This window comes from Pseudocitrobacter sp. CD920760 (assembly GCF_057782505.1).
Map to the genome: position 1 here is coordinate 1711020 of NZ_CM173490.1, position 25012 is coordinate 1736031.

A 25012-nucleotide genomic window follows, 5' to 3' on the forward strand; every position below is an offset into this window, starting at 1 on the left:
TTTTATTTTCAAATGAATGACAGAGCTATTTTTTATATTTACTATTTCTCCTGAAGTACAGGATGAATGTCTGCGGCATGTTTAATGATCTTCTCATTAAGCAACAGGGAGCTATTACTTCTAAAAAATACTTCTGCCGCCTTTTTGTAATATCAGAGGAAAATAGCGTGAAAAAAATAGCTACCTTTATTGCACTTGCCCTGGTCAGTGCATCGGCAAGTGCTGTCACTATCGATCTGCGTCATGAATATACCGATGATAGTCAGGTTCAGAAAGATCGTTTATTGATTTCTCACCGCTTTGCCAATGGCTTCGGTATTTCGATTGAGGGCAAGGTAAAGTCTGGAGGGGATGATCAGGACAAGGCGTTTCATGATGTTGTAGATAACGGCGATGAATATGTTGTGAGCTACCAGTTCACCGCCGCGCCTGGTTTCTCGGTGCAACCCGGCTTTGCGCTGGAAACATCATCTTCAAAAGCAATTTATAAACCTTATATTCGTGGCCAATATACATTTGATAACGGCATTTATATCGCTGGGCGTTATCGCTATGAATATACCCGCGATACGTCAGCCGGTAAGGACGATGAACATATCAACCGTGGCGACCTGTGGCTGGGTTATAAAATTAAAGCGTGGGCTTTTGAAGGCAACTATTTGTATAAGAAGAGCGAAGACTACGATCGCTTTAATAACGGCAAAGACGATTACGAGTTGAACTTAAAAGTTGCCTACAGCATTGATAAAAACTGGAAGCCGTATGTGGAGCTGGGGAACGTTTCCGTGCGTTCGACAACGGATGAACGCCAGACGCGTTACCGTGTTGGCTTGCAGTACACATTCTAAAGCTGAATAGGTTGCCTGATGGCGCTGCGCTTATCCGGCCTACCCACACCTAACCCGTAACCCGTAGGCCGGGTAAGCGTAAGCGCCACCCGGCAAACAGGCCGCGCCGTGTTACCCACACACCTCACACCCAGGATTGCGCATCAGCTTCATTTCGCGGAACTGGCAGGTCATTGCGTCGTACATCACGATTTTTCCGGCGGCAGGCGTGCCGTAGTGGGCGAGCACCTTGATTGCCTCCATCGCCTGTAATGAGCCAATCACGCCAATCAGCGGCGACATCACGCCCGCTTCTACGCAGGTTAGTGCATTTTCGCCAAACAGGCGGCTCAGGCAGCGGTAGCACGGTTCGCCGTCCTGCCAGGTGAAGACGCTGATTTGCCCCTCCATACGAATGGCGGCGCCGGAAACCAGCGGCGTTTTATGGCGGAAGCAGCCTGCATTCAACTGATTGCGCACCGCGACGTTATCGGTGCAATCGAGCACCAGATCGTGCTGTGCGATCAGCGCCCACAGCGCGTCGTCGTCAAGCATCGCGTTATGCGTCACCAGATGCGTATGCGGGTTAATCCGCGCCAGCGCATCACGCGCAGAATCCACCTTCGGTAGACCGATAGTGGCGTCGCTGTGCAGCGTCTGGCGCTGAAGGTTAGAGAGCGCCACGGTGTCGAAATCGACCAGCGACAGTTGCCCGATACCGGCGGCGGCCAGATACTGCGTCGCCGCGCAACCCAGCCCACCGAGGCCGACGACCAGCACTTTCGCTTCTTTCAGCCGCTCCTGCCCGTCGAAATCGAAGCCGCGCAGAATGATTTGCCGGTTATAGCGCATCATCTCCGCATCGCTGAGTTCCGCTGCCATTACAGGCCTCCCAGCAGATGATTAAACGGTTCCACTTCGACCCATTCGCCTGCTTCCACATGACCGCGTTCGCGTTCCAGTACGATAAAGCAGTTACCCTGGCTGAAGGAGCTGAAAATATGCGAGCCCTGATGGCCGGTGGTGCTGACGGTCAGTTCACCGTTAGCGTCGCGCTGCAAAATGCCGCGCTGGAAATCGAGGCGGCCCGGCGATTTTTTCAGGCGCGAGGCGGCACGCACGCGCAGGCGTGGCGCTTGTGTAGAGCCGGTGAAACCGCTCAGTTTCGCCAGTAGCGGCTGTACCAGTTGGTAGAAGGTGAGCGCCGCAGACACCGGGTTGCCCGGCAGGCCGCAGAACCAGCTGTGGCTCAGTTTGCCAAACGCGAACGGTTTGCCCGGTTTAATCGCCAGCTTCCAGAAGCCGATTTCGCCCAGTTCATCGAGAATGGTTTTGGTGTAGTCCGCTTCGCCGACGGAGACGCCGCCGGAGCTGATGACCACGTCAGCTTCGCTATCCGCTTTGATAAACGTCTGACGCAGCTGTTCCGGGTCATCGCGAATAATGCCAAGGTTAATCACCTCGCAGCCCAGCTGTTCCAGCATCAGATGCACCGCTAGGCGGTTGGTGTCATAGATCTGACCGTCGCCCAGCGGCTGGCCAGGCAGTTGCAGCTCGTCACCCGTGGAGAACAGCGCCACGCGGATTTTGCGAACCACCTCAACTTCAGGGATACCCAGCGAAGCCAGCACCGGCAGTTCAGCCACCGTCAGGCGCGTACCGGCCGGGAAAACCACCGCGCCGCTGGCGATATCTTCCCCGCGACGGCGGATGTTCTGGCCCACTTTCACCGGGGCAATAAAGCGCACGCCTGCGTCAGTTTGTTCGGTTTGTTCCTGCATAACAACCGCGTCGCAGCCCGCAGGAACCGGCGCACCGGTCATAATGCGGATGCAGCTTCCGACAGGCCATTCACCGTGATACGGCTGACCGGCAAAGGCTTTCCCCGCGACCATCAGCGGTGCGTCGGTGGCGATATCGCTCAGGCGCACGGCGTAACCGTCCATCGCTGAGTTATCAAAACCGGGTACGTCCAGCGGCGAAACGACATCGCGCGCCGTGATACGGCCAAACGCCTGCACAAGCGGAAGCGATTCTGAAGTGTTGAGCGGGGTGATTCTTCCGAGCATCTGGCTCAGCGCATCATCAAGCGGGATCAGGCCGGCGGTAAAATCCATGGGTAAACTCCTGGGAAAACATCGAATCCGCCCATTATGGCAGAAAAGCGCCGCCCGCTGTATTCCACCAGAGGCGTATCTTTATTCAAAAATCGAATAGGTTTGACGCCACGATAATGATATTTATAGATAAAGTTATTTAATGACAGGCAATGAAGAATCCATGGGAAAAGCAGTGATTGCGATTCATGGCGGTGCGGGGGCAATTTCCCGCACGCAGCTCTCGGCGCAGAAGGAACTGGAGTACGTTGAGGCGCTTTCCGTGATTGTGGAACAGGCGCAGCACATGCTGGAGGAGGGCGCGAGCGCACTCGACGTTGTTACCGAAGCGGTGCGCCAGCTGGAAGAGTGTCCGCTGTTTAACGCCGGGATGGGTTCGGTTTTTACCGCCGATGAAACGCATGAACTGGACGCCTGCGTGATGGACGGTTATTCGCTTAACGCGGGGGCGGTAGCTGGGGTAAAACATCTGCGTAACCCGGTGCTGGCGGCGCGGCAGGTGCTGGAAAACAGCCCGCACGTGCTGTTGATTGGCGAAGGCGCAGAAGCATTCGCGCAGCAGCAGGGGATGGAGCTTGTGAATAACGCGTTCTTCTCCACGCCTGCGCGTTTGCAGCAGTTACAGGAAGCCAAAGCTCAGGGCGCGGTTAGCCTCGATCATGACGCCCCGCTCGATGAACGCACCAAAATGGGCACCGTGGGCGCGGTGGCGCTGGACAAACACGGTAATCTGGCGGCGGCGACTTCCACGGGCGGCATGACCAACAAACTGCCCGGCCGCGTTGGCGATAGCCCGCTGGTTGGCGCAGGATGCTACGCCAATAACGCCAACGTGGCGGTCTCCTGCACCGGCACAGGGGAAGTCTTTATCCGCGCGTTGGCGGCTTACGACATCGCGGCGCTGATGGAATATGGTCACCTGAGCCTGCACGATGCCTGCGAACGCGTGGTGATGGAAAAACTGCCCGCTCTGGGCGGCAGCGGCGGCCTGATTGCTATCGACAGCGAAGGCAACGTGGCGTTGCCGTTTAACAGCGAAGGGATGTATCGCGCCTGGGCCTATGCAGGCGACACGCCAACCATCGGCATTTATCGGGAATAAGGAGACGTTGCTTGCCGCACTCTGAACACCTCGATGCACAGAATGTCCTGAGCGTTCAGGATCTCTGTGTGACCTTCGGCCAACAGCAGGCCGTTCGCCAGCTTAGTTTTAGCCTTAAGCGGGGTGAAACGCTGGCTATTGTCGGCGAATCGGGATCCGGGAAATCCGTGACCGCGCTGGCCTTGATGCGTCTGCTGGAGAGTGAAAACGCTCACGTGCGCAGCCAACAGATGCTGTTGCGCCGCCGCAGCCGCGACGTTATCGAGATAACAGAGCAGTCGTCTGCGCAGATGCGCAATGTGCGCGGTGCGGATATCGCGATGATTTTTCAGGAGCCGATGACCTCGCTGAACCCGGTGTTTACCATCGGTGAGCAAATTGCGGAGTCTATTCGCCTGCATCAGGGAATGGGCCGCGAAGAGGCGCTGGCGGAAGCGAAGAAAATGCTGGAACGCGTGCGCATTCCTGAAGCGCAGGCGATGCTGGCGCGTTATCCGCACCAGCTTTCCGGCGGCATGCGTCAGCGGGTGATGATTGCGATGGCGCTCTCCTGTCGCCCGGCGGTGCTGATTGCCGATGAACCCACGACGGCGCTGGATGTCACCATTCAGGCGCAAATTTTACAGCTTATCGACGTGCTGCAAAAAGAGATGTCGATGGGCGTGATTTTCATTACCCACGATATGGGCGTGGTGGCGGAAATTGCCGACCGCGTGCTGGTGATGTATCAGGGTGAAGCGGTCGAGACGGGCAGCGTCGAGGCGATTTTCAGCGATCCTCAACATCCTTATACCCGCAAACTGCTGGCGGCTGTGCCGACGCTTGGCGAAATGCGCGGCAGCGATTTGCCGCGCCACTTTCCGGAATTGGATTCGCCCGCGTCTGACATTGAAGAACAAAATACCGTGGTTGCCGGCGAGCCAGTGCTTCAGGTGCGTAATCTGGTTGCGCGCTTCGATATACGCAGCGGCTGGCTGAATCGCGTGACCCGCGAAGTGCACGCGGTCGAAGACGTCAGCTTTGATCTCTGGCCCGGCGAAACGCTGGCGCTGGTGGGGGAATCGGGCTGCGGAAAATCGACGACCGGGCGCGCGCTGCTGCGACTGGTCGAGGCGCAGAGCGGCACCATCACCTTTAACGGCGCGCGGATCGACACGCTCTCCGCGCATCAGCTTCAACCCCTGCGCCGCGATATTCAGTTTATCTTTCAGGACCCTTATGCGTCGCTCGACCCGCGTCATACGGTGGGTTACTCGATTATGGAGCCGCTGCGCATTCACAAGAAGCTGGAAGGCGAGGCCGCGCAGCAACGCGTGGCCTGGCTGCTGGAACGTGTGGGCTTGCAGCCGGAGCACGCCTGGCGTTATCCGCATGAGTTTTCCGGTGGCCAGCGTCAGCGCATCTGCATTGCCCGCGCGCTGGCGCTGGAGCCGAAAGTGGTGATTGCCGATGAATCGGTTTCGGCGCTGGATGTGTCGATCCGCGCGCAAATTATTAATCTTCTGCTTTCCTTACAGCGGGAGATGGGCATTGCGTTTCTGTTTATTTCACACGATATGGCGGTGGTGGAGCGCATCAGCCACCGCGTGGCGGTGATGTACCGTGGGCGAATTGTTGAAATTGGCCCCCGGCGCGCCGTTTTTGAAAACCCGCAGCACCCTTACACCCGCAAATTACTGGATGCCGTACCGGTAGCCGATCCCATGCATCGTCGGCCGCAGCGCGTGCTGCTCTCTGACGAACTGCCGGGCAATATTTATAAGCGGGGAGAAGCGGTGGTGAGCGTCCCGTTGCAGCAGGTTTCGCCGGGGCATTACGTGGCCCGCGAACCGATGGCAAACGCGCTCTTGCGAGAATAATAATGACAGGCAGGGTACTTCAGGAGAACAACATGACACAACGCGTATCAGGTAAATGGCTTCTGGCGCTGGGCGTGGCTTCCGCGCTGGCGGCATCCCCGGCGTTTGCCGCCAAAGATGTGGTGGTGGCGGTCGGCTCGAACTTCACCACGCTCGACCCGTATGACGCCAACGACACCCTGTCACAGGCGGTGGCGAAGTCGTTCTATCAGGGGCTATTTGGCCTTGATAAAGAGATGAAATTGCAGAACGTGCTGGCGGAAAGCTACACGGTTTCTGACGATGGGCTGAACTATACGCTCAAGCTACGTGAAGGCGTGAAGTTCCAGGATGGCACCGATTTCAACGCCGAAGCGGTGAAGGCTAACCTGGACCGCGCCAGCAATCCGGAAAATCATCTCAAGCGTTATAACCTGTATAAAAATATCGCCAAAACCGAGGCGGTGGATGCCAGTACCGTCAAAATCACCCTGAAACAACCGTTCTCGGCGTTTATCAATATTCTTGCTCACCCGGCGACGGCGATGATCTCTCCGGCGGCGCTGAAAAAATATGGTAATGAAATCGGCTTCCATCCGGTGGGCACCGGGCCGTATACGCTTGATACCTGGAATCAGACCGATTTTGTGAAGGTGAAGAAGTTTGACGGTTACTGGCAAAAAGGTCTGCCGAAGCTGGATACCATCACCTGGCGCCCGGTTGTCGATAACAATACCCGCGCGGCGATGCTGCAAACGGGGGAAGCGCAATTTGCCTTCCCGATCCCTTACGAGCAAGCACCGTTGCTGGAGAAGAATGCCAACCTGGAGCTGGTTGCCAGCCCGTCAATCATGCAGCGTTACATCAGCATGAACGTGACGCAAAAGCCGTTTGATAACCCGAAAGTACGCGAAGCCGTTAACTATGCGATCAATCGCCAGGCGCTGGTGAAGGTGGCATTCGCTGGTTATGCCACGCCGGCGACGGGTATCGTTCCGCCGTCGATTGCCTGGGCGCAAAGTTACCCTGCGTGGAAGTACGATCCGGCGAAAGCGCGTGAACTGCTGAAAGAGGCGGGCTACCCGAACGGCTTCAGCACCACGCTGTGGTCATCGCATAATCACAGCACCGCGCAGAAAGTGTTGCAGTTTACTCAGCAGCAACTGGCGCAGGTCGGTATTAAAGCGCAGGTGACGGCGATGGATGCCGGGCAGCGTGCGGCGGAAGTTGAGGGCAAAGGGCAGAAAGAGAGCGGCGTGCGCATGTTCTATACCGGCTGGTCCGCCTCAACGGGCGAAGCGGACTGGGCGCTGTCGCCGCTGTTTGCCTCGCAGAACTGGCCGCCAACCCTGTTTAACACCGCGTTTTACAGCAACCCGCAGGTGGATAAAGACCTGACCGAGGCGCTGAAAACCACCGACACGAAACAGAAAGCCAGCCTCTATAAAGCGGCGCAGGATACGCTCTGGAAAGAGTCGCCGTGGGTGCCGCTGGTGGTTGAGAAACTGGTTTCCGCACACAGCAAAAAACTGACTGGCTTCTATATCATGCCGGATACCGGTTTTAGCTTCGACGAGGCGGATCTGAAGTAAGGTTCTGCCCCCTGCGCGGGGGCTGAACACAAGGAGAGTCATGCTCAACTATGTCATTAAACGCCTGCTGGGGCTTATCCCGACGCTACTGATTGTGGCGGTGCTGGTGTTTCTGTTTGTTCATATGCTGCCGGGCGACCCGGCGCGCCTGATTGCCGGGCCGGAAGCTGATGCCGACGTTATCGCGCTGGTGCGTCAGCAACTGGGGCTGGATCAGCCGCTATACGTGCAGTTCTGGCACTATATTACCAACGCGATTCAGGGGGATTTCGGCCTGTCGATGGTTTCGCGTCGCCCGGTTTCGGAAGAGATTGCCAGCCGTTTTATGCCCACGCTGTGGCTGACGCTTGCCAGCATGGTCTGGGCGGTGATTTTCGGTATGGCGATGGGGATTGTCGCCGCCGTCTGGCGTAACCGCTGGCCGGACCGTCTCGGCATGGCGATTGCCGTTACCGGGATTTCCTTCCCGGCCTTTGCGCTGGGCATGCTGCTGATGCAGGTTTTTTCCGTCGAACTCGGCTGGCTGCCGACGGTGGGCGCGGATAGCTGGAAGCACTATATTTTGCCGTCGCTGACGCTGGGTGCGGCGGTGGCCGCCGTCATGGCGCGCTTCACCCGCGCGTCGTTTGTTGATGTGCTCAACGAAGACTATATGCGCACCGCACGGGCGAAAGGCGTCAGCGAGCGGCTGGTTGTGCTCAAGCACGGCCTGCGCAACGCGATGATCCCGGTCGTCACCATGATGGGCTTACAGTTTGGCTTCCTGCTGGGCGGCTCGATTGTGGTGGAGAAAGTGTTCAACTGGCCGGGGCTGGGCCGGTTACTGGTCGATTCGGTCGAGATGCGCGACTATCCGGTGATTCAGGCGGAAGTGCTGCTCTTTTCGCTGGAGTTTATTCTTATCAACTTAGTGGTGGATGTGCTCTACGCCGCCATTAACCCGGCTATCAGGTATAAATAAGTGCGACTACTTAACTGGCGACGCCAGGCCGCTCTCGATGCGCTGCCGACGATTCACAGTACGCAACCGCGCACGCCGTGGCGTGAGTTCTGGCGTCGATTCCGTCATCAGCCGGTGGCGATGGCGGCGGGGATATTCATTCTGCTGCTGATTGCGGTGGCGCTGGTCGCGCCGTGGATTGCGCCTTTCGATGCGGAAAACTATTTCGACTATGACCGGCTTAATGAGGGGCCGTCATTAATACATTGGTTTGGCGTCGATTCGCTGGGCCGCGACATTTTTAGCCGTGTGCTGGTGGGGGCGCAAATCTCGCTGGCGGCGGGGGTCTTTGCCGTGCTGATCGGGGCGGCTATCGGCACGGTGCTTGGGCTGCTGGCGGGGTATTACGAAGGCTGGTGGGATCGCATCATCATGCGCATTTGCGATGTGCTGTTCGCTTTTCCGGGGATCCTGCTGGCGATTGCCGTGGTGGCGGTGATGGGGAGCGGCATGACCAACGTGATTATCGCGGTGGCGATTTTCTCTGTGCCCGCCTTCGCGCGCCTGGTGCGCGGTAATACGCTGGTGCTTAAGCAGCAAACCTTTATTGAATCGGCGCGTAGCATTGGCGCGAACGATCTCACGATTATTTTCCATCATATTTTGCCGGGTACGGTGTCGTCGATTGTGGTCTATTTCACCATGCGAATCGGGGTGTCGATTATCTCGGCGGCGAGCCTCTCTTTCCTCGGCCTGGGCGCACAACCTCCGACGCCGGAGTGGGGCGCTATGCTCAACGAAGCGCGCGCGGATATGGTGATGTCGCCGCATGTCGCGCTCTTTCCGGCGATTGCGATATTCCTGACGGTGCTGGCGTTTAACCTGCTGGGTGACGGGCTGCGCGATGCGCTTGATCCGAAAATTAAAGGCTAGATATCTGTTTGCGTGTTTTAGCGTTAAATAAAACATGCAAACAGAACGGAACTCTTTTTTAGAGGGATAGTTTCAGGGTGGGATAAAGCTTATATGGTTATTATTTGAGTGCGTATATTTACGCGTAGTGAGTTATTTATATGCATATTTCAGATTTGATTTAAACTAATGTTTTTGATGATAGTTTTATAAGTCGCATCTTTTGCGAAGATAAGTTGAATAAATAAGCGTTTACAGATCCGTAGTTGTATATTTTAATATTATATTGTTACAAGATATAGAGCATTATTTGTCTATTTTTAAGCACGTTTCGCAAATATTTCCTCGTCTCGCTAAGCCACCATTATATCAAGACTAAGTATTATCTGAATTATGATGTCGCTAAGCGGCTTTTACGTTGAAAAAAGGAAGTACAAAATGAAACGTTCAACACTCGCTCTATTCATTTCATGCGCAATGTTTTCTACGGCGAGCTTTGCCACGCCGGTACAATTAGCTTCGGTAAAAAACCTCTCTACCGACACTGAAGTCAATGGTTTCCAGAGCTCTTTGTTTTATAGCGATACTGGCACGGTAAACGGTTTTGATCTGCCGATTCTCGGCTATACGGAAATGGACCAGGTTAATGGTTTCCAGCTTGGTGCGGCAGCCGGTTCCCACGTGCGTAACGGTGTCAACGGGGCGGCGATTGGCTTATTCAACTGGCACGGTGGTGAAGACAACGGTCTGAACATCAGCCTGGCAAACCAGGTTGGCGTAATGAACGGTGCCAGCGTCGGTATCTACAGTGCCGCTGACGAACTTAACGGCCTGAATATCGGTGCGGCGAACGCCGTCGGTAACCTGAACGGTAGCGGTGATATTAACGGTATGAACGTGGCCGCATTGGGCAACTATAATAAAGGCCGGATGTACGGTTTGAATGTTGCGGGCCTGGGTAACTATACCGAAGGCACTATGCGCGGCATGAACGTGGCGGGCATTGGCAACTATATTGGCGGCGATATGAAAGGCTTCAACGTCAGCCCGTTCAGCTGGGTTGAGAAAGATATTACCGGCGCCAACGTTACTCTTGCTAACCATAGCCGGAACGTTGAGGGTCTGAACGTTGGTGGTATTGCGAACTGGAGTGAAGGCGATATTAAAGGCATGAACGTGGCTGTCGTTAACGTCTCTGAAAATATGACTGGCCTGAACGTCGCGCCATTTAACAAATCAAAAGAGATGGTCGGTGCGAATATTTCCGCCTTCAACTGGTCTGAAAACACCACCGGTTTTAATATGGCGGCGTTTAACCGCACTAACGATATGACCGGTTTCAACCTGGGCGCTTTCAACGTGGCGAATAATGTCACCGGTATGAACCTGGGCGCGGTGAACTTCAACGGCGGGAATGTTGACGGTCTGAACATGGGGGCGGTGAACGTAACGTCTGAAAATGTTACCGGTTCAAACATCGGGGCGATCAACGTGACGTCTGGCAGCAGCTCCAGCGACTTTGGTGCCTTTAACTATGCCGATACCACCAACTTCCAGTTTGGCCTGATTAACGCCACTAAACACCTGGAAGGCTTGCAGATTGGTGTGATCAACGTTGCGATGAACGCTACGGTGCCGGTGTTACCGCTGGTTAACTTCCACCGTTCCTTCTGATTCGGTGCCAGAGTGCCTGATGGCGCTTCGCTTATCAGGCCTACAAGGTTTAGCAAAATTTTGTAGGCCGGATAAGGCGTTTACGCCGCATCCGGCAGGAAAGCCCGAAAGGGCTTTCTTTCACTGCACCATCACCACATCAAATCATCCGGCACTTTAAAATCAGCGTACGGATCGTCTTCATCCTGCTCTTCCTGACTCAACGCGCTGTTTAATACAATGCTGTCGGCATCACGCTGGGCAATTTTATCCGCGACAACGGCTGGAATAATGGCATATTGCGGCTCGCCATTTGCGTCGACCAGTAAACGGGCGATAGCGAGACGGCCATTAATCAGCTGGGTCTGCGTCACTTTATCGACCACTACTTTCTTGATGAGGTTATTGTCGGTAAAGTTAAAATCGATATTGCCTTTGCTGATGGTGATGCGGTTCATCTCAATCAGCTGTTTAACCTGCGCCTTCAGCTCTTTTGATAAAACGGCCTGTTTTTGCTGCTCGCTCAGTTGCTTATCGCGCTCAAGCTGCGCTTTTTTATTTTCTTCGACCGCTTCGCGCGCCTCACGTGCCTGCACGCGTGATTTCTTTGCCGTTCTCTGGACTTTGGCCACTTTTTTGCTGGTCACTAAGCCCGCTTTGAGCATTTGCTCTTGTAAGGTAAGTTTTGTCATCTTGCTTGTCAGTCCGTTAAGAGTGTCAGGGGGAAAATGTCAGGCTTAAACCTTAAGCATTTTCACCGTGGCATCGATATCAATTTCGTCTTCCGAGAAGATATGCGTCGTCCCCTGGAAGGTGGTGATAGCCAGTTTTTTCAGCGTGCGTGTTTCGCCCGGTTTAGGTTCATTTTTGGGCCGAATACTGTTCATTAGCACGCCTACAGAAAGCACCGCGTTCTCTTTGTCGATACGCGTATCGGCAGGCACATCTTCGCTGAACACCACGTAAGACTTAATCGAGGTAAGCTTCAGGCGCTCGCCCGCAATGTAGATATATTTGCTTTCCGGCAGCACTTTTACCGCATACGCCGAGAGCCCTTTGTTGTTGGTGGTGGGCTCAAAGGTTACGGCTGCATCTTTCTTGATAAGATCAGGATTGGCGACCTTAATCACATGAAAATAGCGATTGTCGCCGTTCTCGTCTTTGATAAATCCAAAACCTTTATCTTTAAACCACGTTGTGATTGTTCCGTTCATCGCCATTACCGCCTGATTGTTTATCTACTCAGTTTTTGCAGCGCGCAGTTTAATGCACAATGCCTGCGCAGACCATGCCTTTGACTTAAGTTTGGGTGAGAAAGTGTGGGTTTGCGAGGGCAGGGGGGCGAAAGCGTAACGTGCGCAATTCCGCCCTGACCAGGGTTATGCGCGTTCTTTCGCCCAGGGCCTGGCTACATTCAGACGACGATAAACGGAAGGGGTGATCCCGACGCGTTTTACGAACGCCCTGCGTAGCACATCACCGCTGGAATAACCGCACTGGCTCGCGATCGCCTTTAGAGGCAACGCATCTTTTTCCAACAGCATTTTTGCTTTATCTATGCGGCAGGCTTCCAACCATTCGCCAGCCGCCATCTGCATTTCCTGCTGAAATAGCCGCCCAAGATGGCGAATGCTTAGGCCAATATGATCAGACATCTCTTTCAGGCTTAATACGGTGTCGAGATTCGCGAGCGTCCAGCGCTGTAAATCCTGAAAGGCGCTCCGGGCTGAAGGTGAAATCTCGCTATGGCGGATAAAATGCCCCTGGTTAACCGGTCGGCGGAAAAACATCACCAGATTGCATGCCACCTCCTGAGCCACCTCGCTTCCCAGATCCTCTTCTATCAGGCGTAACGCTAAATCCATGCCTGATGTGACCCCCGCTGCCGTTCTTACCGGGCCGTCACAGACATACAGTGCATCAATATCCACCTCCGTTTGTGGAAATGCGTTGGCAAAACGGGCGGCAATTGCCCAGTGTGTGGTGACTTTACGTTGGGTCAGTAACCCGGTTTGCGCCAGTAAAAATGCGCCAGTACAGATAGAACCATAGCGATCGCTTTTTTCACAAAGCGCGTGAATATGACTCTTTTGTTGTTCCGTTAACGCCTGCTGCCAGACCTGCGGCGCGCCTGCTATTAAGAAGGTATTCGGGCTGAGCGTTTCGGTTTGTTCAAGAAGAGCGTTTGCCAACAACGTGACACCTGATGAGGCATTGATCGTCAATGTATTAACAGCAACGATGACCGGTTCATAGACCTGCCGATGAAGAAGGCGATTGGCTTCGGCGAAGACATCTAATGGCCCGGAAACGTCCAGAAGTTGCACGCCGGGAACGGCAAGAATGGCGATAATGCGTTTCATGAAAGGTGGGTGTCCTGATTCAGCGTAATGTCTTAAATCGTCGTAACTGGATTATTTGAGACAAACAGAATGCCTTGTAAACTTCCTCACATCAACCCACTGGAGGTAAATATGACTTTTAATGTACAAGGTATTCGAATCCCTGACAGCAAACTGGCTCGCGAAGCGACTGAATTCGTTCGTGATACGGAAAACGACCTGCTGTTTCATCACTCCAGCCGAGTCTATTACTGGGGAGCTCTGGCGGGCCAACGACGTGGGTTAAACGTAGACCCCGAGCTGCTCTATGTTGGTTGCATGTTCCACGACGTTGGCCTGACACACGAACACTGTAGCTGTGATAAACGCTTTGAGGTGGATGGTGCGAATGCCGCGCGCGCTTTCCTTGAAGGTCACGGCGTTGATGCCCATGATGTCGACAAAGTCTGGACGGCAATCGCGCTTCATACCACGCCCGGTATTCCTGAATTTATGGCACCGGAGATCGCATTATTAACGGCTGGCGTTGAAATGGATGTTCTGGGTATTGAGTATGAAAAGGTGAGTGATGAGAGCCGTGAAGCGGTGGTACATCAGCATCCGCGAGTTGGGAATTTTAAAGAAAACATTATTGATGCGTTTTATCAGGGAATTAAAGACAGGCCTCAAACCACCTTTGGTAATGTTAAAGCTGATGTGATTTGCGATAAAGATCCCCAGTTTATTCGTGGGAATTTTTGTAGCGTGATTCGAAACTCGCTCTGGAAGGCGTAATAAGTGAATGAATAATTTTTTATTCTATGTTTGAGATTTATCCTCATTGAGGATATCAGTTAAATTGATCGCTGATATCCTCTACTTTGGAAATTAAGCTGTTACAGTTTTGCAAATTTCATCGCGGATTTTTTCTTCAATATCGGTTGCTGACGCTGCTTGTGAGTCAAAAATATTGCCCTCGCAAGACCAGGCAGTAAACGCATCCGCGAGGCCTGAGTCGAATACTTTCTTCGCATTTTCTGCAAGCACAGCGATGACCAAATCATGGTGGTTTTTATCGACTTTTCGGGCGATGTTACCTGCTAATTTATCGTTATCGTATCTCTCATTGGTTTGGCGCCAGCTTTTGGTGGCTGAGGTAGTTTTTATCATCACCTCTGCCCGGTAGCCCGCCTCTTTCAGGCGTTTTAATGTTTGCATGGGGGTATCGGCATTACGGAAGGTGCCTTCAATGACGATATTATATTTGTTTTCAATGGCTTTTTTGAGCACACGCTCAACCATTTCACCGGAAAACTGCGCCGTGTGGCTGACAAAGTCATCGCCATAGGTAGCATAAATTGCCTGGAAATCAGGATGGTGGAAGCGAAAATCATCACCATTAATAACCAACGCATTAAAGTCAGTCCTCACCAGTGCATGCTTAATGAGTAACGACTTTCCGGCACCTGGTTGCCCACCTAAAACAAAACCGACCGGTTGCGCCTGTGATGTGAGTACTCTCTTCGTCAGGCGACGCCATACCGACTCAAAAGGGTCATCATTTATATCGATATTATGATGAGTTGTGTTTGTACTATAATATTTTTCTCTTAAATATTTAAACCGCACAACCCCTTCGTTAAAATTAACCTCGTCGGCATCAGTTGAATAAAGATAATCCCGATAAGTAATACATTGGTTAATATCCTGACTTAAATTCAATGCTTCAGAATTATCTATGTTTCCACAAGCTTCCGATAAAAATGCAATACACTGACTCGTGCCATTTAAAAGCGCATCTTTTTCCATTAACGTTGCCATTTACGACTCCTGTAAAGAACATCTTTCCTGAAAAAATACTACTTGTTATGCTCCTCAAACCACATCTCAGCCTCATATCTTGCGCCACCGTGCTCGTCTGTGAGCATTTCCCGGAATATTTCATGCAGTTCCGGTAAATCGTAACCGTTGCCATTAATCGCACAGCCCGCCCAGCTGCGGACTTCGCCATGGTTATCACGGAGTAATCTGATAAGAAGGGGTATAATGCTGTCATCAGCATGGTAAATAAGTGCGCACGCGATGGCATGACGAACGGTGACAAAAGGAGAATCGATGGCCTGAGTACAGCGATGCTTAAGCGTCGCCCAAAGCGCTTTATCCGCAGAATGATTTGAAAATAATTGCCCCATTGCAATAATGGCGCTGGCGCGCACGATGGCGGTGATATCATTGACCGCGCAGGAATCAAGGAAGGCCATAATATCGGGGACGTTACTTTTCGCGGTTTTTATTTGCCCAAGAATAAAACAGGCAACTTCGCGAGTACGGTAGTTTTTATCATGGCAGCGCTGTTTCGCCTGGGCCAGAATCGGGTCGGAACCCATGAGTTGTAGACGTCTCGCGGCAGCATAGCGCAGCGAATGGTCTTTATTTTCTAACAGAGGGTAGAGCTCATCTTCACTGAGCTGCTGGCAATAAAGCCAGGTCTTAAGCTCTTTGGCGTCCTGGCGGCGCTGATATTCCGTTCCCATAGTGACTCATCCTGAGTACACGCCGCACAGGGTGCGGTGCGAGGTCTTAAACCCGGCTACCCCACAGGTCATACTCGTCGGCGTTATCCACTTTCACACGGATAATGTCGCCCGGCTTGACGTTGGTTTCGCCATTCAGATACACCGCGCCGTCGATTTCCGGGGCGTCGGCCATGCTGCGGCCAATCGCGCCTTCTTCATCCACTTCGTCGATGATGACCATCACTTCACGGCCCACTTTCTCCTGTAAACGCTCGGCGGAGATCTGCTGTTGCAGCTGCATGAAGCGGTTCCAGCGATCTTTTTTCACGTCGTCCGGTACCTGATCCGGCAGATCGTTGGCGCTGGCGCCCTCAACCGGGCTGTACTGGAAACAACCGACTCGATCGAGACGCGCTTCTTTCAGGAAATCGAGCAGCATCTGGAAGTCTTCTTCCGTTTCGCCCGGGAAGCCGACAATAAAGGTCGAGCGCAGGGTCAGATCCGGGCAGATTTCACGCCACTGTTTGATGCGTGCCAGCTGGCGGTCAACGGAGCCAGGGCGTTTCATCAGTTTCAGAATACGCGGGCTGGCATGCTGCATCGGGATGTCGAGATACGGCAGAATTTTGCCTTCCGCCATCAGCGGAATAACGTCATCGACATGCGGATACGGATAGACGTAGTGCAGACGCACCCAGACACCCAGTTTTGCCAGCTCTTCACACAGGCTGACCATGCTGGTTTTGACCGGGGAACCGTTATGGAAACCGGTGCGGTGTTTCACATCGACGCCGTAAGCGGAGGTATCCTGAGAGATAACCAGCAGCTCTTTCACGCCTGCGTCGGCCAGACGTTTCGCTTCAGAGAGCACATCGCCAATCGGGCGGCTGTCGAGGTCGCCACGCATGGACGGAATGATGCAGAAGGTGCAGCGGTGGTTGCAGCCTTCGGAAATTTTTAAATAGGCGTAATGACGCGGCGTCAGCTTTACACCCTGTTCCGGCACCAGGCTGGTAAACGGGTTGTGCTGCGGCTTCGGCGCATAGTGATGGACGTGTTCCAGCACCTGCTCGTAGCTATGCGGGCCGGTAATTTCCAGTACTTTAGGATGCACTTCGCGAATTTGATCTTCTTTGGCACCCAGGCAGCCGGTGACGATCACCTTGCCGTTTTCTTTTAAGGCTTCGCCAATCGCTTCCAGGGATTCCTGGACGGCGCTGTCGATAAAACCGCAGGTGTTGACGATAACCATATCGGCATCATCGTAGCTCGGGACCACGTCGTAACCTTCAGTACGCAGCTCCGTTAAAATACGTTCGGAGTCCACCAGGTTTTTCGGGCAGCCTAAAGATATAAATCCTACTTTCGGTTGACTAGTAGGTGTTTTAGTATGGGACATGTAGATTTACTCACATTGGATCAATGGCGCGGGATTTTAATGTCATCTAAGCAGAAATTATACAGCTATGTGCGTTGGTCAAGCGAGAAACAATCAACGGGAACCTCTTTCGAAAGGCAAACGGCTAGGGCGAAGCATTATGCTCATGATAACGATCTTGAGTATGTCGAGATCAAAGATGCTGGTGTGTCTGCTTTCAAAGGTAAAAACTCGACTCAAGGCCAGTTAGGTGAATTTATCGCTAGCGTTGAGAAAGGTCTAATACCTAAAGATAGCTGGCTGTATGTGGAAAATTTTGATCGTATAACCCGTGAAGAAGTTACCGATGCGAATGCACTTTTCCTGCGGTTGATAAACATGGGGTTAACGATAGTTACGGGCATGGACCAGCGTGTTTTCACGCGCGAAAGTGTGAATAAGAACCCGACGGATCTTATGCTTTCCATTCTAATGTTCATGCGTGCCCATGAAGAAAGCAAGACGAAATCTGACCGGGTTAACTCGCATGTACTAGCACTGTTGGCGCGTGAAAAACAGGGACTCCCTGTAAACATTAAAGCTGTTGGTAGGCATCCATTTTGGATAGATGACAGTGGCCCAGATAACGAGAAGGTTAAAAAACATCCTGATTACTGGCAGCCCGTCCAAGATGCGGTAAGGCTGTTCCTTGAAGGGCATGGTGCGTTTTATGTAACTAACTATCTGAACGAAAATTACTCACCGCCTCCTGCGTTTAAAAACAAGACACGTAAAGAGGGAGGATGGTCATTACAGGCTCTAAATAAAATGAGGAGTAATCAGGCGTTGATTGGTACAAGGATTTTTAGCCTTTCGGGTAAGGAATATCGCCTTGAGAATTACTATCCGCCTCTTTGTACTCCAGGTGAGTTTGCACAGCTTCAGGACATCAAAGCGAACAACAACAGATATAGTGGCAAAGTTTCGACGGCGATCAGCCTTCTGGGAGGAATGCAGATTCTTCGATGTGGTCACTGTAATGGGACCATGACAGCTTTTCTACAGCGGGGGCAATTGCGCTACATCTGTGAGTATGGGCGTGCAGGTGGAAGTTGCAATGCCTGGAGTGTGAAAGCCTCCATTGTTGAACGTTGCTTGATGCCTGTTCTGATCACTGGTTTCTTGATGGGGGCATACAAAACGCATAGTGATCTAACCTCGTTGGATGAAGAGTCCGACGAACTTAAAGAAAAGCTCAATAAAATTCAGAATCAACAAGATCACGTGATTGATGCGATTGCTGAGTACGGCAGAACTCCAAAGTTTGATGCTAAGTATAAGGCCTTGGAAAAGGTAGGGCAGGATATTAGTGGGAAGTTGCAACAGCTTAGCCAGTTAAAAGCGCTGTACGCGACAACAAAAGACTTCTCGGATAACATTGCAGACTTTGTTGCTGAGCAATGTCATTGGCTGATTATCTCTGATGTTCATAATTCAAGACGAGCGCAGTTAAGGGAAAATGTACGCAAGGTCATCAAGTCAGTAATCGTCACAAAGAAAAACCGATGTATACGTATAGAATTTCAACTCATTACCGGTGAGCCTTTTGTTTTTACAGGCAGTAAATCTCCGGACTATGAAGTATTCCTCCCTCGCCGGATTCATGACATCCTGCCTGATGCTACCGAAGATGAAAAATTTGAATGGAAAAAGTCAGATTATGAGTACAACAAGCACTTTCTGAAGCTTTGGTATGAGGTTGTGAACAAAAGTTTTCTTTCACATTATCCTGAGATCGACGGAAAGGATTTTTGGCCAAAAAGATAATTAATAATCATTCTCATTTACGAGTATTTATGATAAAATACTTTATGTAATGAATAACTTATTGAGAGGTCATTTTGTGCTTTGCCTTAACGCTACCAGCTTTTTCACCGCCTTCCTCAGAAGAACGTAAAACGCTGGTCAGTATCCTCAAAAGGTCCGGGTTGACCCCGACAACTTCCCGGATCAACCTTATTCACCACCTGACGCAAACCCAGATCCCAGTTACTGCATTAGACCTGTCACAGCAGGTTAATTTGCCCCTATCGACAACGCACAGAAATTTATCCGCATTCGCGGATTTCGGGTTGGTAGATTTTATCGTTGACCGTTCAAGTGTCTGCCGGTGGTATCTTTTGACCGCTGGACGCGCTAACTATTGTCCGACCTGCAACCAGTCTTTCAACGCCACTTACTGATACACCAAGAAACCACCGCAAAACGGTACTACTGAAGCAAATCAGCGTCAGCGATTACTTATACCCAACTTTCACCGATACGGAGGCCACATATGGCAACGAAAAAGAACTCTCGGAATGCAATATCACCAGAACTACAATCCTTTATTGACGAGATTGCAGCCAGATACCAACCCGACCCCGAAACACAGCATCGCCGTATTGAAAACGCTGAAGCCCGCTATAACCGATATCAGAACTTTACTGATATCCCAGCGCGGCTGGTGGATAAATTCCAAAGCCTAATCCTTGAAGGCTGGAGGTTTCATCTTGCTGGGCCTGCTTCAGTTATTACCAACTCATCGATGATTTCCGTTACTCTGCAAAAACCAGCCTCATTGATTGAGCAGGAACTTGAAGCACTACGTGTTAAAACCTCAGAGGCGTACCACAACGAGCTGATCGACGCTATGGAATTGGCGATCGACACATTGATTGCTGAAGCGGCTGAAGATGCCAGACGGCAGGCAGAAGAACAGGCAATAGCCAATCAATCCGCGATGCGTAGTCAACTTCGCAACTTGCTGAAACAGGGGGTTGTATGACCGCACAGAGCCGCGAATGCCCCGAGAGAACCATCGATCCGGATGCCCTTGCCCTTGCGATAGCAGCCGCCCGTAAACTCAAGGAAGAGGACCCGGAACGTTACAAATCAATCCCCGCTGAAAAAGGAAAACAATGATGAAAATCTACGATATCACCGTACCGGGAACTGTTGCAGATTGGCTAACCTCCGCGCGTGGAGATATGCCAATCCCTGTATTTGTTCGCCGCCTGCTCAATGAAATCTCCAGTTCACCAGAACACTATACCGACCTTATTAATGCTATTTTTAACACCTCAGTGGAGGATACATGCAGAACCAGAACACAGAACACCTGACAGAAGAACGCGCCGCAAACGATGTAGATGTTTACGATAGTGAGTTAGAAGAAACAAAGAAATTACATGCCCTGGATTTTTCTAATTACATGAAAGAACATGGTTATGTTTACCTCAACCGCCCGCAAGGTCCTGAGCTTTACAGTATAGAGACGGATAAAACATACTCCTTCCACGCGGAGTACAATTTATTTATTCAATGGTACAAAAAGCAGTCTGGAGCAAACACGAAGCCTAATCTGGCGATGGTTCATGAAGCCCTGGTCCAGCGTCTAAAGTTTGTTTCCGGCAAGACCTTCGCCCCGGGTAAAGAGGTTCCACTGATCCATGAAGCTGATGGTGTGCCAGTGCTCAATACATGGCAGCCATACGAACCAAAAACTGAAGCCATGCCAGATGCGGATCTTTCACTGTGGCTTGGGTTTCTGGAGCGCCTCTTCCCTGTAGCTCAGGAGCGCCGTACCGTTTGCCAGTGGCTGGCGCATATGTTCCAGCGACCAGAAGAAAAACCAAGCTGGCATCTGATGCTGACAAGCGATACCGGAACCGGGAAAGGTTTCCTGTTTAATCAGATTTTATACCCATTGCTGAACAAGCAGGCATCACTGCTTAATTCCTATGAAAAGCTGACCGGGAAGTTTAGCTCCGTGCTTTCGTCCTCCATGCTGGTCTTCCTTGATGACTGCCAATCAATGTCAAAGACCTTGCAAACACAGCTTAAGTCGCTGCTAACCGAACGGCGGCAACAGGTTGAAGAAAAATACGCTCAGGCACGGATGGTTGATACTTGCACCCGCTTTATTCTTGCCAGCAACGAAAAACGCCCCCTAAAACTTGATGCTAACGAACGGCGTTGGTATGCAGTCAGCTACCTTGAGCACCAACAGGATCGCGAAGATACCACGCAATTTATTGACCGCCTGGATAAATGGTTGCAGGAGCAAGGGAATCTTGATGCGCTTTACTTCTGGTTTCAGCAATATGATCTGGCTGGCTTTAATCCGAACCGCTGCGAACATACAGCGACGTTAACAAGCATGATAGAGCAATCACGATCGATGCTGGATATTGAGTTGACCGACTGGCTGGAATCCAACAAGGTTTTCAAAATGGATATGCTGAAAAACGTATTCAATGAAAGCCCTGATAAGGTTAAGCGCAAGCTGGAAGAATTGGGCTACCGTCAGGCGAGAATCTATACCAATGGGCAAAACGTAGACCGTTCCCGCTACTGGTTTCCTCGGGACTGGAAACCAAAACAGGCGGCACAATGGATAGAGGAAAGAAAAATCGATGGTGGTATCAAACCAATAGTGTCTGTTTAATCGGGGCTAACAGCCCCTTTTCTTTTTCCTGAACTAAATAATCCCACCCTAACCTGTAAACGCCAAAAGTAATCCCACGGCAATATGGTTTAATTGCTATTTAAAACAACCTTATACATAATAAATCCCTACAAGCCCAATAATCCCAAAGCTCTTTTATATACAACGTTAGTTACTGTGACGCACGTCAGTAAGTCACGGAGGCAAGGCGTAGCCGTGTGTGCAAATCCTGAAGCAGCACACCGCTTTACTCTGCTGGTGGCAAGTTTGCTTAACATGTTCACCTCTCACCACCAGCCGCATTCGCACATAAAATTTCATGCTGACATTCTCAATGTTGGCCCATCTCAGCCAGCAGCACATGGCGCTTTGATCGCTATCGCCCCGGCTGGAGTTTCTCAGATTAAATCCTGCTGAAAGCAAGGAAAATTCTCCTCTGAACCATCGCCCCACCTCGGGGATAAGGCCATATCTCTATTTTCACAAAGGGTATACCTGAAATGAAAAGTACATTCGTGAACAAATTTATTCACAATGAGTGGTATAAATTGACTCTATATAGATAATTCACGTAAGATATTCAAATGAAAACCCAATGTGAAAAAGACAATGGCTACACACCAAATCACGACCCACGCTTACCTCAGAGCATCAACTGATGATCAGGACGCAACACGCGCCCTTGATACGGTTAACCAGTTCGCGGCAAACCACCAGCTAACGAACATCATGCACTACGTGGAAAACTTTTCAGGTGCAAAGCTGGACCGCCCTGAACTCTCCAGACTTTTAGAGGCCGCCAAACAAGGTGATCTGTTGCTGGTGGAGTCTATCGACCGTTTAACCCGTCTACCTGCTGCACAATATGAGGCTCTGAAAGCTCGCATTGCTGAACGTGGTTTACGTGTCATTGTGGTTGACCTGCCAACTTCCCACGGGGCATTACAACCAGCAGTCGATGATCGTATAGTGCAACTTATCAACGGCCTCATGATGGACATTGCAGCCCATTACGCACACGAGGATTACACCAAGCGTCGCCAGCGTCAGGCACAGGGTATCGCTAAGGCTAAGGCTGAAAACAAATACAAAGGCAGACCTGCGGATACAGATCTGCGACGCAAGATTGAGTCGTACCTCATCAAAGGCGGTAACACATACGCGGAGATAGCGAAACTGTGTGATTGTTCCGTTGGAATGGTTGCCAAGGTCAAAGCATTACTATCAAATTGATAAATCTGAAATTTCGTCCTCATGACTATTTATCCAAGTTGTCGAATGATTTACTTTATGTCTTAAACAAGTTTACTAAGGTTGAAGGTTATGCACACGATGCTTGAGGACTATGGCGTAGAGATAAATGAGTATCTCATCGATGAGCTTAGGGAGGCGGTAAACCACAACCTTGATTACGTTTATACACACTTCTCAGATCAGAATGGTAAAAACAGATGGGGCGCATTATGCAGTTGCATGGACTGGATAACCGTAGCTATCCGATACATAAAAAATTACCCTGAGTTATCAGAAGATATCGACATCAGAGCGATGCAAGTTTACTCCCTCATATCTTCAATCGACATCATTACTGAATCCGTTGAGCAACTTCACCGGATTGTGATAAGCGAGAAACTTGAAGGATGGCCCTTTAAAGGAAAGAATACTGTTTTCAAAAAGAAAGTGGCTTATCTATCAGGTAAGGATGATGACCTTTACTTTGGAGAAATCAGGTCAGTGTTCGGAGCTCATCCAACAAAACTTCGTAACGGCAATGAGGAAAAGCTGTTCGCGAGTTGGCCTCATGAGAATTCTTTCGAAGGCTTTGACTTTACCGTTAGTCTTTCGAGCAACATTGTGGGCAAGGAAGATGTGAGTTTCGGTATAAATATTGCTGAACTCCTCGCCTACGCCAAAGAGCGCTTTGAGCATCTTGTGAACATAAAACATGGTCTGGATTTTCTTTATGATAAGCGCTGTACTGAGCTAGCCAAGATACAAATACCAGAATCACACAGCATTCAGCAAGAGTTGGATCTCTTATCAGAGGCGTCCAAGGAGCGGTTCAATAACGAGTATTATCATTATACTATCAGTGAGTTAATCACCATTTTTTCAGTGGCTCTCACAGAAGAACATCTCAAATCTGAAGAATTGGCGTTCAAGGAGAAGCTACTACCACTGATTGCTGAAATACGACGAAATCTCCAGAACATGAAACTCGTCGATCTCGAGTGCGGCAACGGAGTGATTGTTTCTTCCCTGCCAGGTCGTGCTCTAAGGTATGAACTACCGAAACTATTCTCACTCTTACATTCAAAGCGTTCTGACCCACTTACTGATTTTTATTTCAAGCAATTAAACAAATACTGTGATGAAAAATACATTTTCCGAATCACTGACGGTTATGGGATAACGTTACTTAAGCTCCGTATGATGACATACGCAGAAAGCAGGAAATGACTGAGTCAGCAGAGAGGTATGCCAGGTCACGGATTTGCTATAAACGTTACTCGCCTTAACCACTAACCCCCGTCACTGATATTCGCCACAGATGTCGAGCGACTATGGCGAGCAGAGACGCTTCGTTAGACCGTGCTGCAAGTGTGGCGGTGATATTTTCGCCGCTGACTGTGTACAAGGTGGGGGCTTCTGAAATCTTCCTGGCGGGGGGGCGTTGGGGTAGCCGGAAAGCCCCCCCAATGAATAAGTTACCGAAAATCTTTCTTTGAAAATTTGTACGTTACATCATCAGTGTCTGCATGCAACTCGGTAATAACCAGCGTCGTATCTTTGACTGTGAACACCACGTTAAATTCAACATTTCCTGTGCCATTCCAGCGATCGCTACTTTTGCCTGATTCTCTCCAGATCACATTGTCATCAGAGAGTTTGCAGTCGAATAAGAAATTCTTACCATCCGACGGACGACGATACGAAATAGTAAAGACCCCTTTGGTCCCTGCTTTAGCCGCTTTAATACTACCAACGGCGTGTCCAAACATTCCCGCAATCGTTGCTTTGCATACTTGAGCCGTTGTAAACGGTACTGTGCTAGCCGGGGACATATTTGCTGGTGATGCTTTTTTTACGCTCACAACATCCGGTGAAACGAAGGGCTGACTTGTGGGCGCACTGCTGTTGGCGACGTCATTAGAATGATATGAATTACCTGAACTACCTCCTTCACTACTGCACCCCTTGAAGACGGCGATTACAACAATGCCGATGAAAATTAACCCACGAACCGGAGACTGGTATGGTTTTTTTACCCCGCAACCGGGACATACTTTTGCTTCAGAGGAAACTTTCTGACCACACTCCCTGCAAGACTTCATCGCCATTATGTCT

25 protein-coding genes are annotated in these 25012 nt (G+C 50.9%); 16 read left to right on the plus strand and 9 right to left on the minus strand.

Annotation, left to right across the window (positions count from 1 at the left end; translation table 11 throughout):
• Positions 1 to 77 precede the first annotated feature (77 nt).
• Positions 78 to 848, plus strand: coding sequence for an oligogalacturonate-specific porin KdgM family protein (locus tag AC1MKH_RS07775; protein WP_276218165.1), 771 nt, complete (start codon positions 78 to 80; stop codon positions 846 to 848).
• Positions 849 to 959: 111 nt separating this feature from the next.
• On the opposite strand, the gene moeB is transcribed toward AC1MKH_RS07775, so the two are convergent.
• Both moeB and moeA read right to left on the minus strand, forming a co-directional pair.
• A complete protein-coding gene (gene moeB / locus AC1MKH_RS07780; protein WP_276218164.1) occupies positions 960 to 1709 on the minus strand; it encodes a molybdopterin-synthase adenylyltransferase MoeB in 750 nt (249 codons plus the stop codon).
• A complete protein-coding gene (gene moeA, locus AC1MKH_RS07785) occupies positions 1709 to 2944 on the minus strand; it encodes a molybdopterin molybdotransferase MoeA (protein ID WP_276218161.1) in 1236 nt (411 codons plus the stop codon). The genes moeB and moeA overlap by 1 nt, the downstream gene beginning before the upstream one ends.
• A 163-nt stretch (positions 2945 to 3107) precedes the next feature.
• On the opposite strand from moeA, the gene iaaA reads away from it, so the two are divergent.
• The 6 genes from iaaA to AC1MKH_RS07815 all read left to right on the plus strand — a co-directional run bounded on the left by iaaA (position 3108) and on the right by AC1MKH_RS07815 (position 11002).
• The gene (gene iaaA, locus AC1MKH_RS07790) at positions 3108 to 4046 is read left to right on the plus strand and encodes a beta-aspartyl-peptidase (protein ID WP_276218159.1); all 939 of its coding nucleotides are present in this window, start codon (positions 3108 to 3110) and stop codon (positions 4044 to 4046) included.
• Positions 4047 to 4057: 11 nt separating this feature from the next.
• Entirely contained in the window at positions 4058 to 5905 is a 1848-nt protein-coding gene (gene gsiA / locus AC1MKH_RS07795) for a glutathione ABC transporter ATP-binding protein GsiA (protein ID WP_276218157.1), read from the plus strand.
• A 32-nt stretch (positions 5906 to 5937) separates the two neighbouring features.
• Entirely contained in the window at positions 5938 to 7476 is a 1539-nt protein-coding gene (gsiB, locus tag AC1MKH_RS07800) for a glutathione ABC transporter substrate-binding protein GsiB (protein ID WP_276218155.1), read from the plus strand.
• A 40-nt stretch (positions 7477 to 7516) separates the two neighbouring features.
• Positions 7517 to 8437 (plus strand): glutathione ABC transporter permease GsiC, encoded by a 921-nt coding sequence (gsiC, locus tag AC1MKH_RS07805; protein ID WP_276218153.1) that lies wholly within the window; start codon positions 7517 to 7519, stop codon positions 8435 to 8437.
• On the plus strand, positions 8438 to 9349 hold the full coding sequence (gsiD, locus tag AC1MKH_RS07810) for a glutathione ABC transporter permease GsiD (RefSeq protein ID WP_276218151.1): 912 nt from the start codon (positions 8438 to 8440) through the stop codon (positions 9347 to 9349).
• Between the two features lie 417 nt (positions 9350 to 9766).
• Positions 9767 to 11002: a hypothetical protein gene (locus tag AC1MKH_RS07815; protein ID WP_276218150.1), complete on the plus strand. Its 1236-nt coding sequence runs from the start codon at positions 9767 to 9769 to the stop codon at positions 11000 to 11002.
• 131 nt (positions 11003 to 11133) lie between these two features.
• Here the strand turns inward: AC1MKH_RS07815 and AC1MKH_RS07820 are convergent, their stop codons facing one another.
• From AC1MKH_RS07820 to AC1MKH_RS07830, 3 genes are all read right to left on the minus strand, one after another.
• Positions 11134 to 11673 carry a DUF2058 domain-containing protein gene (locus AC1MKH_RS07820; protein WP_276218147.1) on the minus strand — a complete coding sequence of 180 codons (540 nt, stop codon included), beginning with the start codon at positions 11671 to 11673 and terminating at the stop codon, positions 11134 to 11136.
• Positions 11674 to 11718: 45 nt separating this feature from the next.
• Positions 11719 to 12201 carry a cold-shock protein gene (locus tag AC1MKH_RS07825; RefSeq protein ID WP_276218146.1) on the minus strand — a complete coding sequence of 161 codons (483 nt, stop codon included), beginning with the start codon at positions 12199 to 12201 and terminating at the stop codon, positions 11719 to 11721.
• Positions 12202 to 12360: 159 nt separating this feature from the next.
• The gene (locus AC1MKH_RS07830; protein ID WP_276218144.1) at positions 12361 to 13344 is read right to left on the minus strand and encodes a GlxA family transcriptional regulator; all 984 of its coding nucleotides are present in this window, start codon (positions 13342 to 13344) and stop codon (positions 12361 to 12363) included.
• Between the two features lie 111 nt (positions 13345 to 13455).
• Between AC1MKH_RS07830 and AC1MKH_RS07835 the strand changes: the two genes are divergently transcribed.
• The gene (locus tag AC1MKH_RS07835) at positions 13456 to 14097 is read left to right on the plus strand and encodes an HD domain-containing protein (protein ID WP_149461444.1); all 642 of its coding nucleotides are present in this window, start codon (positions 13456 to 13458) and stop codon (positions 14095 to 14097) included.
• 93 nt (positions 14098 to 14190) lie between these two features.
• On the opposite strand, the gene AC1MKH_RS07840 is transcribed toward AC1MKH_RS07835, so the two are convergent.
• The 3 genes from AC1MKH_RS07840 to rimO are packed head-to-tail and all read right to left on the minus strand — an operon-like array spanning position 14191 to position 17217.
• A complete protein-coding gene (locus tag AC1MKH_RS07840; RefSeq protein ID WP_276218140.1) occupies positions 14191 to 15123 on the minus strand; it encodes a zeta toxin family protein in 933 nt (310 codons plus the stop codon).
• 38 nt (positions 15124 to 15161) lie between these two features.
• On the minus strand, positions 15162 to 15836 hold the full coding sequence (locus AC1MKH_RS07845; RefSeq protein ID WP_276218137.1) for a HEAT repeat domain-containing protein: 675 nt from the start codon (positions 15834 to 15836) through the stop codon (positions 15162 to 15164).
• A gap of 46 nt (positions 15837 to 15882) precedes the next feature.
• Entirely contained in the window at positions 15883 to 17217 is a 1335-nt protein-coding gene (gene rimO / locus AC1MKH_RS07850; RefSeq protein ID WP_276218136.1) for a 30S ribosomal protein S12 methylthiotransferase RimO, read from the minus strand.
• Between rimO and AC1MKH_RS07855 the strand changes: the two genes are divergently transcribed.
• From AC1MKH_RS07855 to AC1MKH_RS07890, 8 genes are all read left to right on the plus strand, one after another.
• Complete coding sequence (locus AC1MKH_RS07855; RefSeq protein ID WP_276218134.1) at positions 17209 to 19002, plus strand: recombinase family protein; 1794 nt, start codon at positions 17209 to 17211, stop codon at positions 19000 to 19002. The genes rimO and AC1MKH_RS07855 overlap by 9 nt on opposite strands.
• Positions 19003 to 19163: 161 nt before the next feature.
• Positions 19164 to 19418 (plus strand): helix-turn-helix domain-containing protein, encoded by a 255-nt coding sequence (locus AC1MKH_RS07860; protein WP_488452163.1) that lies wholly within the window; start codon positions 19164 to 19166, stop codon positions 19416 to 19418.
• 92 nt (positions 19419 to 19510) lie between these two features.
• Positions 19511 to 20002, plus strand: coding sequence for a hypothetical protein (locus AC1MKH_RS07865; protein ID WP_276218133.1), 492 nt, complete (start codon positions 19511 to 19513; stop codon positions 20000 to 20002).
• Complete coding sequence (locus tag AC1MKH_RS07870; RefSeq protein ID WP_276218132.1) at positions 19999 to 20139, plus strand: hypothetical protein; 141 nt, start codon at positions 19999 to 20001, stop codon at positions 20137 to 20139. Before AC1MKH_RS07865 ends, AC1MKH_RS07870 begins: the two co-directional genes overlap by 4 nt.
• Positions 20136 to 20339: a hypothetical protein gene (locus AC1MKH_RS07875; RefSeq protein ID WP_276218130.1), complete on the plus strand. Its 204-nt coding sequence runs from the start codon at positions 20136 to 20138 to the stop codon at positions 20337 to 20339. Before AC1MKH_RS07870 ends, AC1MKH_RS07875 begins: the two co-directional genes overlap by 4 nt.
• Positions 20312 to 21664: a primase-helicase family protein gene (locus AC1MKH_RS07880; RefSeq protein ID WP_276218128.1), complete on the plus strand. Its 1353-nt coding sequence runs from the start codon at positions 20312 to 20314 to the stop codon at positions 21662 to 21664. Before AC1MKH_RS07875 ends, AC1MKH_RS07880 begins: the two co-directional genes overlap by 28 nt.
• Positions 21665 to 22273: 609 nt before the next feature.
• Entirely contained in the window at positions 22274 to 22897 is a 624-nt protein-coding gene (locus AC1MKH_RS07885; protein ID WP_276218126.1) for a recombinase family protein, read from the plus strand.
• A gap of 90 nt (positions 22898 to 22987) precedes the next feature.
• Positions 22988 to 24124 (plus strand): hypothetical protein, encoded by a 1137-nt coding sequence (locus AC1MKH_RS07890; RefSeq protein WP_276218124.1) that lies wholly within the window; start codon positions 22988 to 22990, stop codon positions 24122 to 24124.
• Between the two features lie 248 nt (positions 24125 to 24372).
• Here the strand turns inward: AC1MKH_RS07890 and AC1MKH_RS07895 are convergent, their stop codons facing one another.
• The gene (locus AC1MKH_RS07895) at positions 24373 to 25005 is read right to left on the minus strand and encodes a hypothetical protein (RefSeq protein WP_276218122.1); all 633 of its coding nucleotides are present in this window, start codon (positions 25003 to 25005) and stop codon (positions 24373 to 24375) included.
• Positions 25006 to 25012 lie beyond the last annotated feature (7 nt).

What these genes read in the sequence shown, in the direction of transcription:
- moeB (WP_276218164.1), bottom strand. Translation starts at nt 1,709, where the DNA reads ATGGCAGCGGAACTCAGCGATGCGGAGATGATGCGCTATAACCGGCAA.
- AC1MKH_RS07870 (WP_276218132.1), top strand. Translation starts at nt 19,999, where the DNA reads ATGACCGCACAGAGCCGCGAATGCCCCGAGAGAACCATCGATCCGGAT.
- AC1MKH_RS07845 (WP_276218137.1), bottom strand. Translation starts at nt 15,836, where the DNA reads ATGGGAACGGAATATCAGCGCCGCCAGGACGCCAAAGAGCTTAAGACC.
- AC1MKH_RS07890 (WP_276218124.1), top strand. Translation starts at nt 22,988, where the DNA reads ATGCACACGATGCTTGAGGACTATGGCGTAGAGATAAATGAGTATCTC.
- gsiC (WP_276218153.1), top strand. Translation starts at nt 7,517, where the DNA reads ATGCTCAACTATGTCATTAAACGCCTGCTGGGGCTTATCCCGACGCTA.
- AC1MKH_RS07775 (WP_276218165.1), top strand. Translation starts at nt 78, where the DNA reads ATGTTTAATGATCTTCTCATTAAGCAACAGGGAGCTATTACTTCTAAA.
- AC1MKH_RS07815 (WP_276218150.1), top strand. Translation starts at nt 9,767, where the DNA reads ATGAAACGTTCAACACTCGCTCTATTCATTTCATGCGCAATGTTTTCT.
- AC1MKH_RS07855 (WP_276218134.1), top strand. Translation starts at nt 17,209, where the DNA reads ATGGGACATGTAGATTTACTCACATTGGATCAATGGCGCGGGATTTTA.
- AC1MKH_RS07830 (WP_276218144.1), bottom strand. Translation starts at nt 13,344, where the DNA reads ATGAAACGCATTATCGCCATTCTTGCCGTTCCCGGCGTGCAACTTCTG.
- gsiB (WP_276218155.1), top strand. Translation starts at nt 5,938, where the DNA reads ATGACACAACGCGTATCAGGTAAATGGCTTCTGGCGCTGGGCGTGGCT.
- AC1MKH_RS07895 (WP_276218122.1), bottom strand. Translation starts at nt 25,005, where the DNA reads ATGGCGATGAAGTCTTGCAGGGAGTGTGGTCAGAAAGTTTCCTCTGAA.
- AC1MKH_RS07840 (WP_276218140.1), bottom strand. Translation starts at nt 15,123, where the DNA reads ATGGCAACGTTAATGGAAAAAGATGCGCTTTTAAATGGCACGAGTCAG.
- rimO (WP_276218136.1), bottom strand. Translation starts at nt 17,217, where the DNA reads ATGTCCCATACTAAAACACCTACTAGTCAACCGAAAGTAGGATTTATA.
- AC1MKH_RS07825 (WP_276218146.1), bottom strand. Translation starts at nt 12,201, where the DNA reads ATGGCGATGAACGGAACAATCACAACGTGGTTTAAAGATAAAGGTTTT.
- AC1MKH_RS07885 (WP_276218126.1), top strand. Translation starts at nt 22,274, where the DNA reads ATGGCTACACACCAAATCACGACCCACGCTTACCTCAGAGCATCAACT.
- AC1MKH_RS07875 (WP_276218130.1), top strand. Translation starts at nt 20,136, where the DNA reads ATGATGAAAATCTACGATATCACCGTACCGGGAACTGTTGCAGATTGG.
- AC1MKH_RS07820 (WP_276218147.1), bottom strand. Translation starts at nt 11,673, where the DNA reads ATGACAAAACTTACCTTACAAGAGCAAATGCTCAAAGCGGGCTTAGTG.
- AC1MKH_RS07835 (WP_149461444.1), top strand. Translation starts at nt 13,456, where the DNA reads ATGACTTTTAATGTACAAGGTATTCGAATCCCTGACAGCAAACTGGCT.
- moeA (WP_276218161.1), bottom strand. Translation starts at nt 2,944, where the DNA reads ATGGATTTTACCGCCGGCCTGATCCCGCTTGATGATGCGCTGAGCCAG.
- iaaA (WP_276218159.1), top strand. Translation starts at nt 3,108, where the DNA reads ATGGGAAAAGCAGTGATTGCGATTCATGGCGGTGCGGGGGCAATTTCC.
- AC1MKH_RS07865 (WP_276218133.1), top strand. Translation starts at nt 19,511, where the DNA reads ATGGCAACGAAAAAGAACTCTCGGAATGCAATATCACCAGAACTACAA.
- AC1MKH_RS07880 (WP_276218128.1), top strand. Translation starts at nt 20,312, where the DNA reads ATGCAGAACCAGAACACAGAACACCTGACAGAAGAACGCGCCGCAAAC.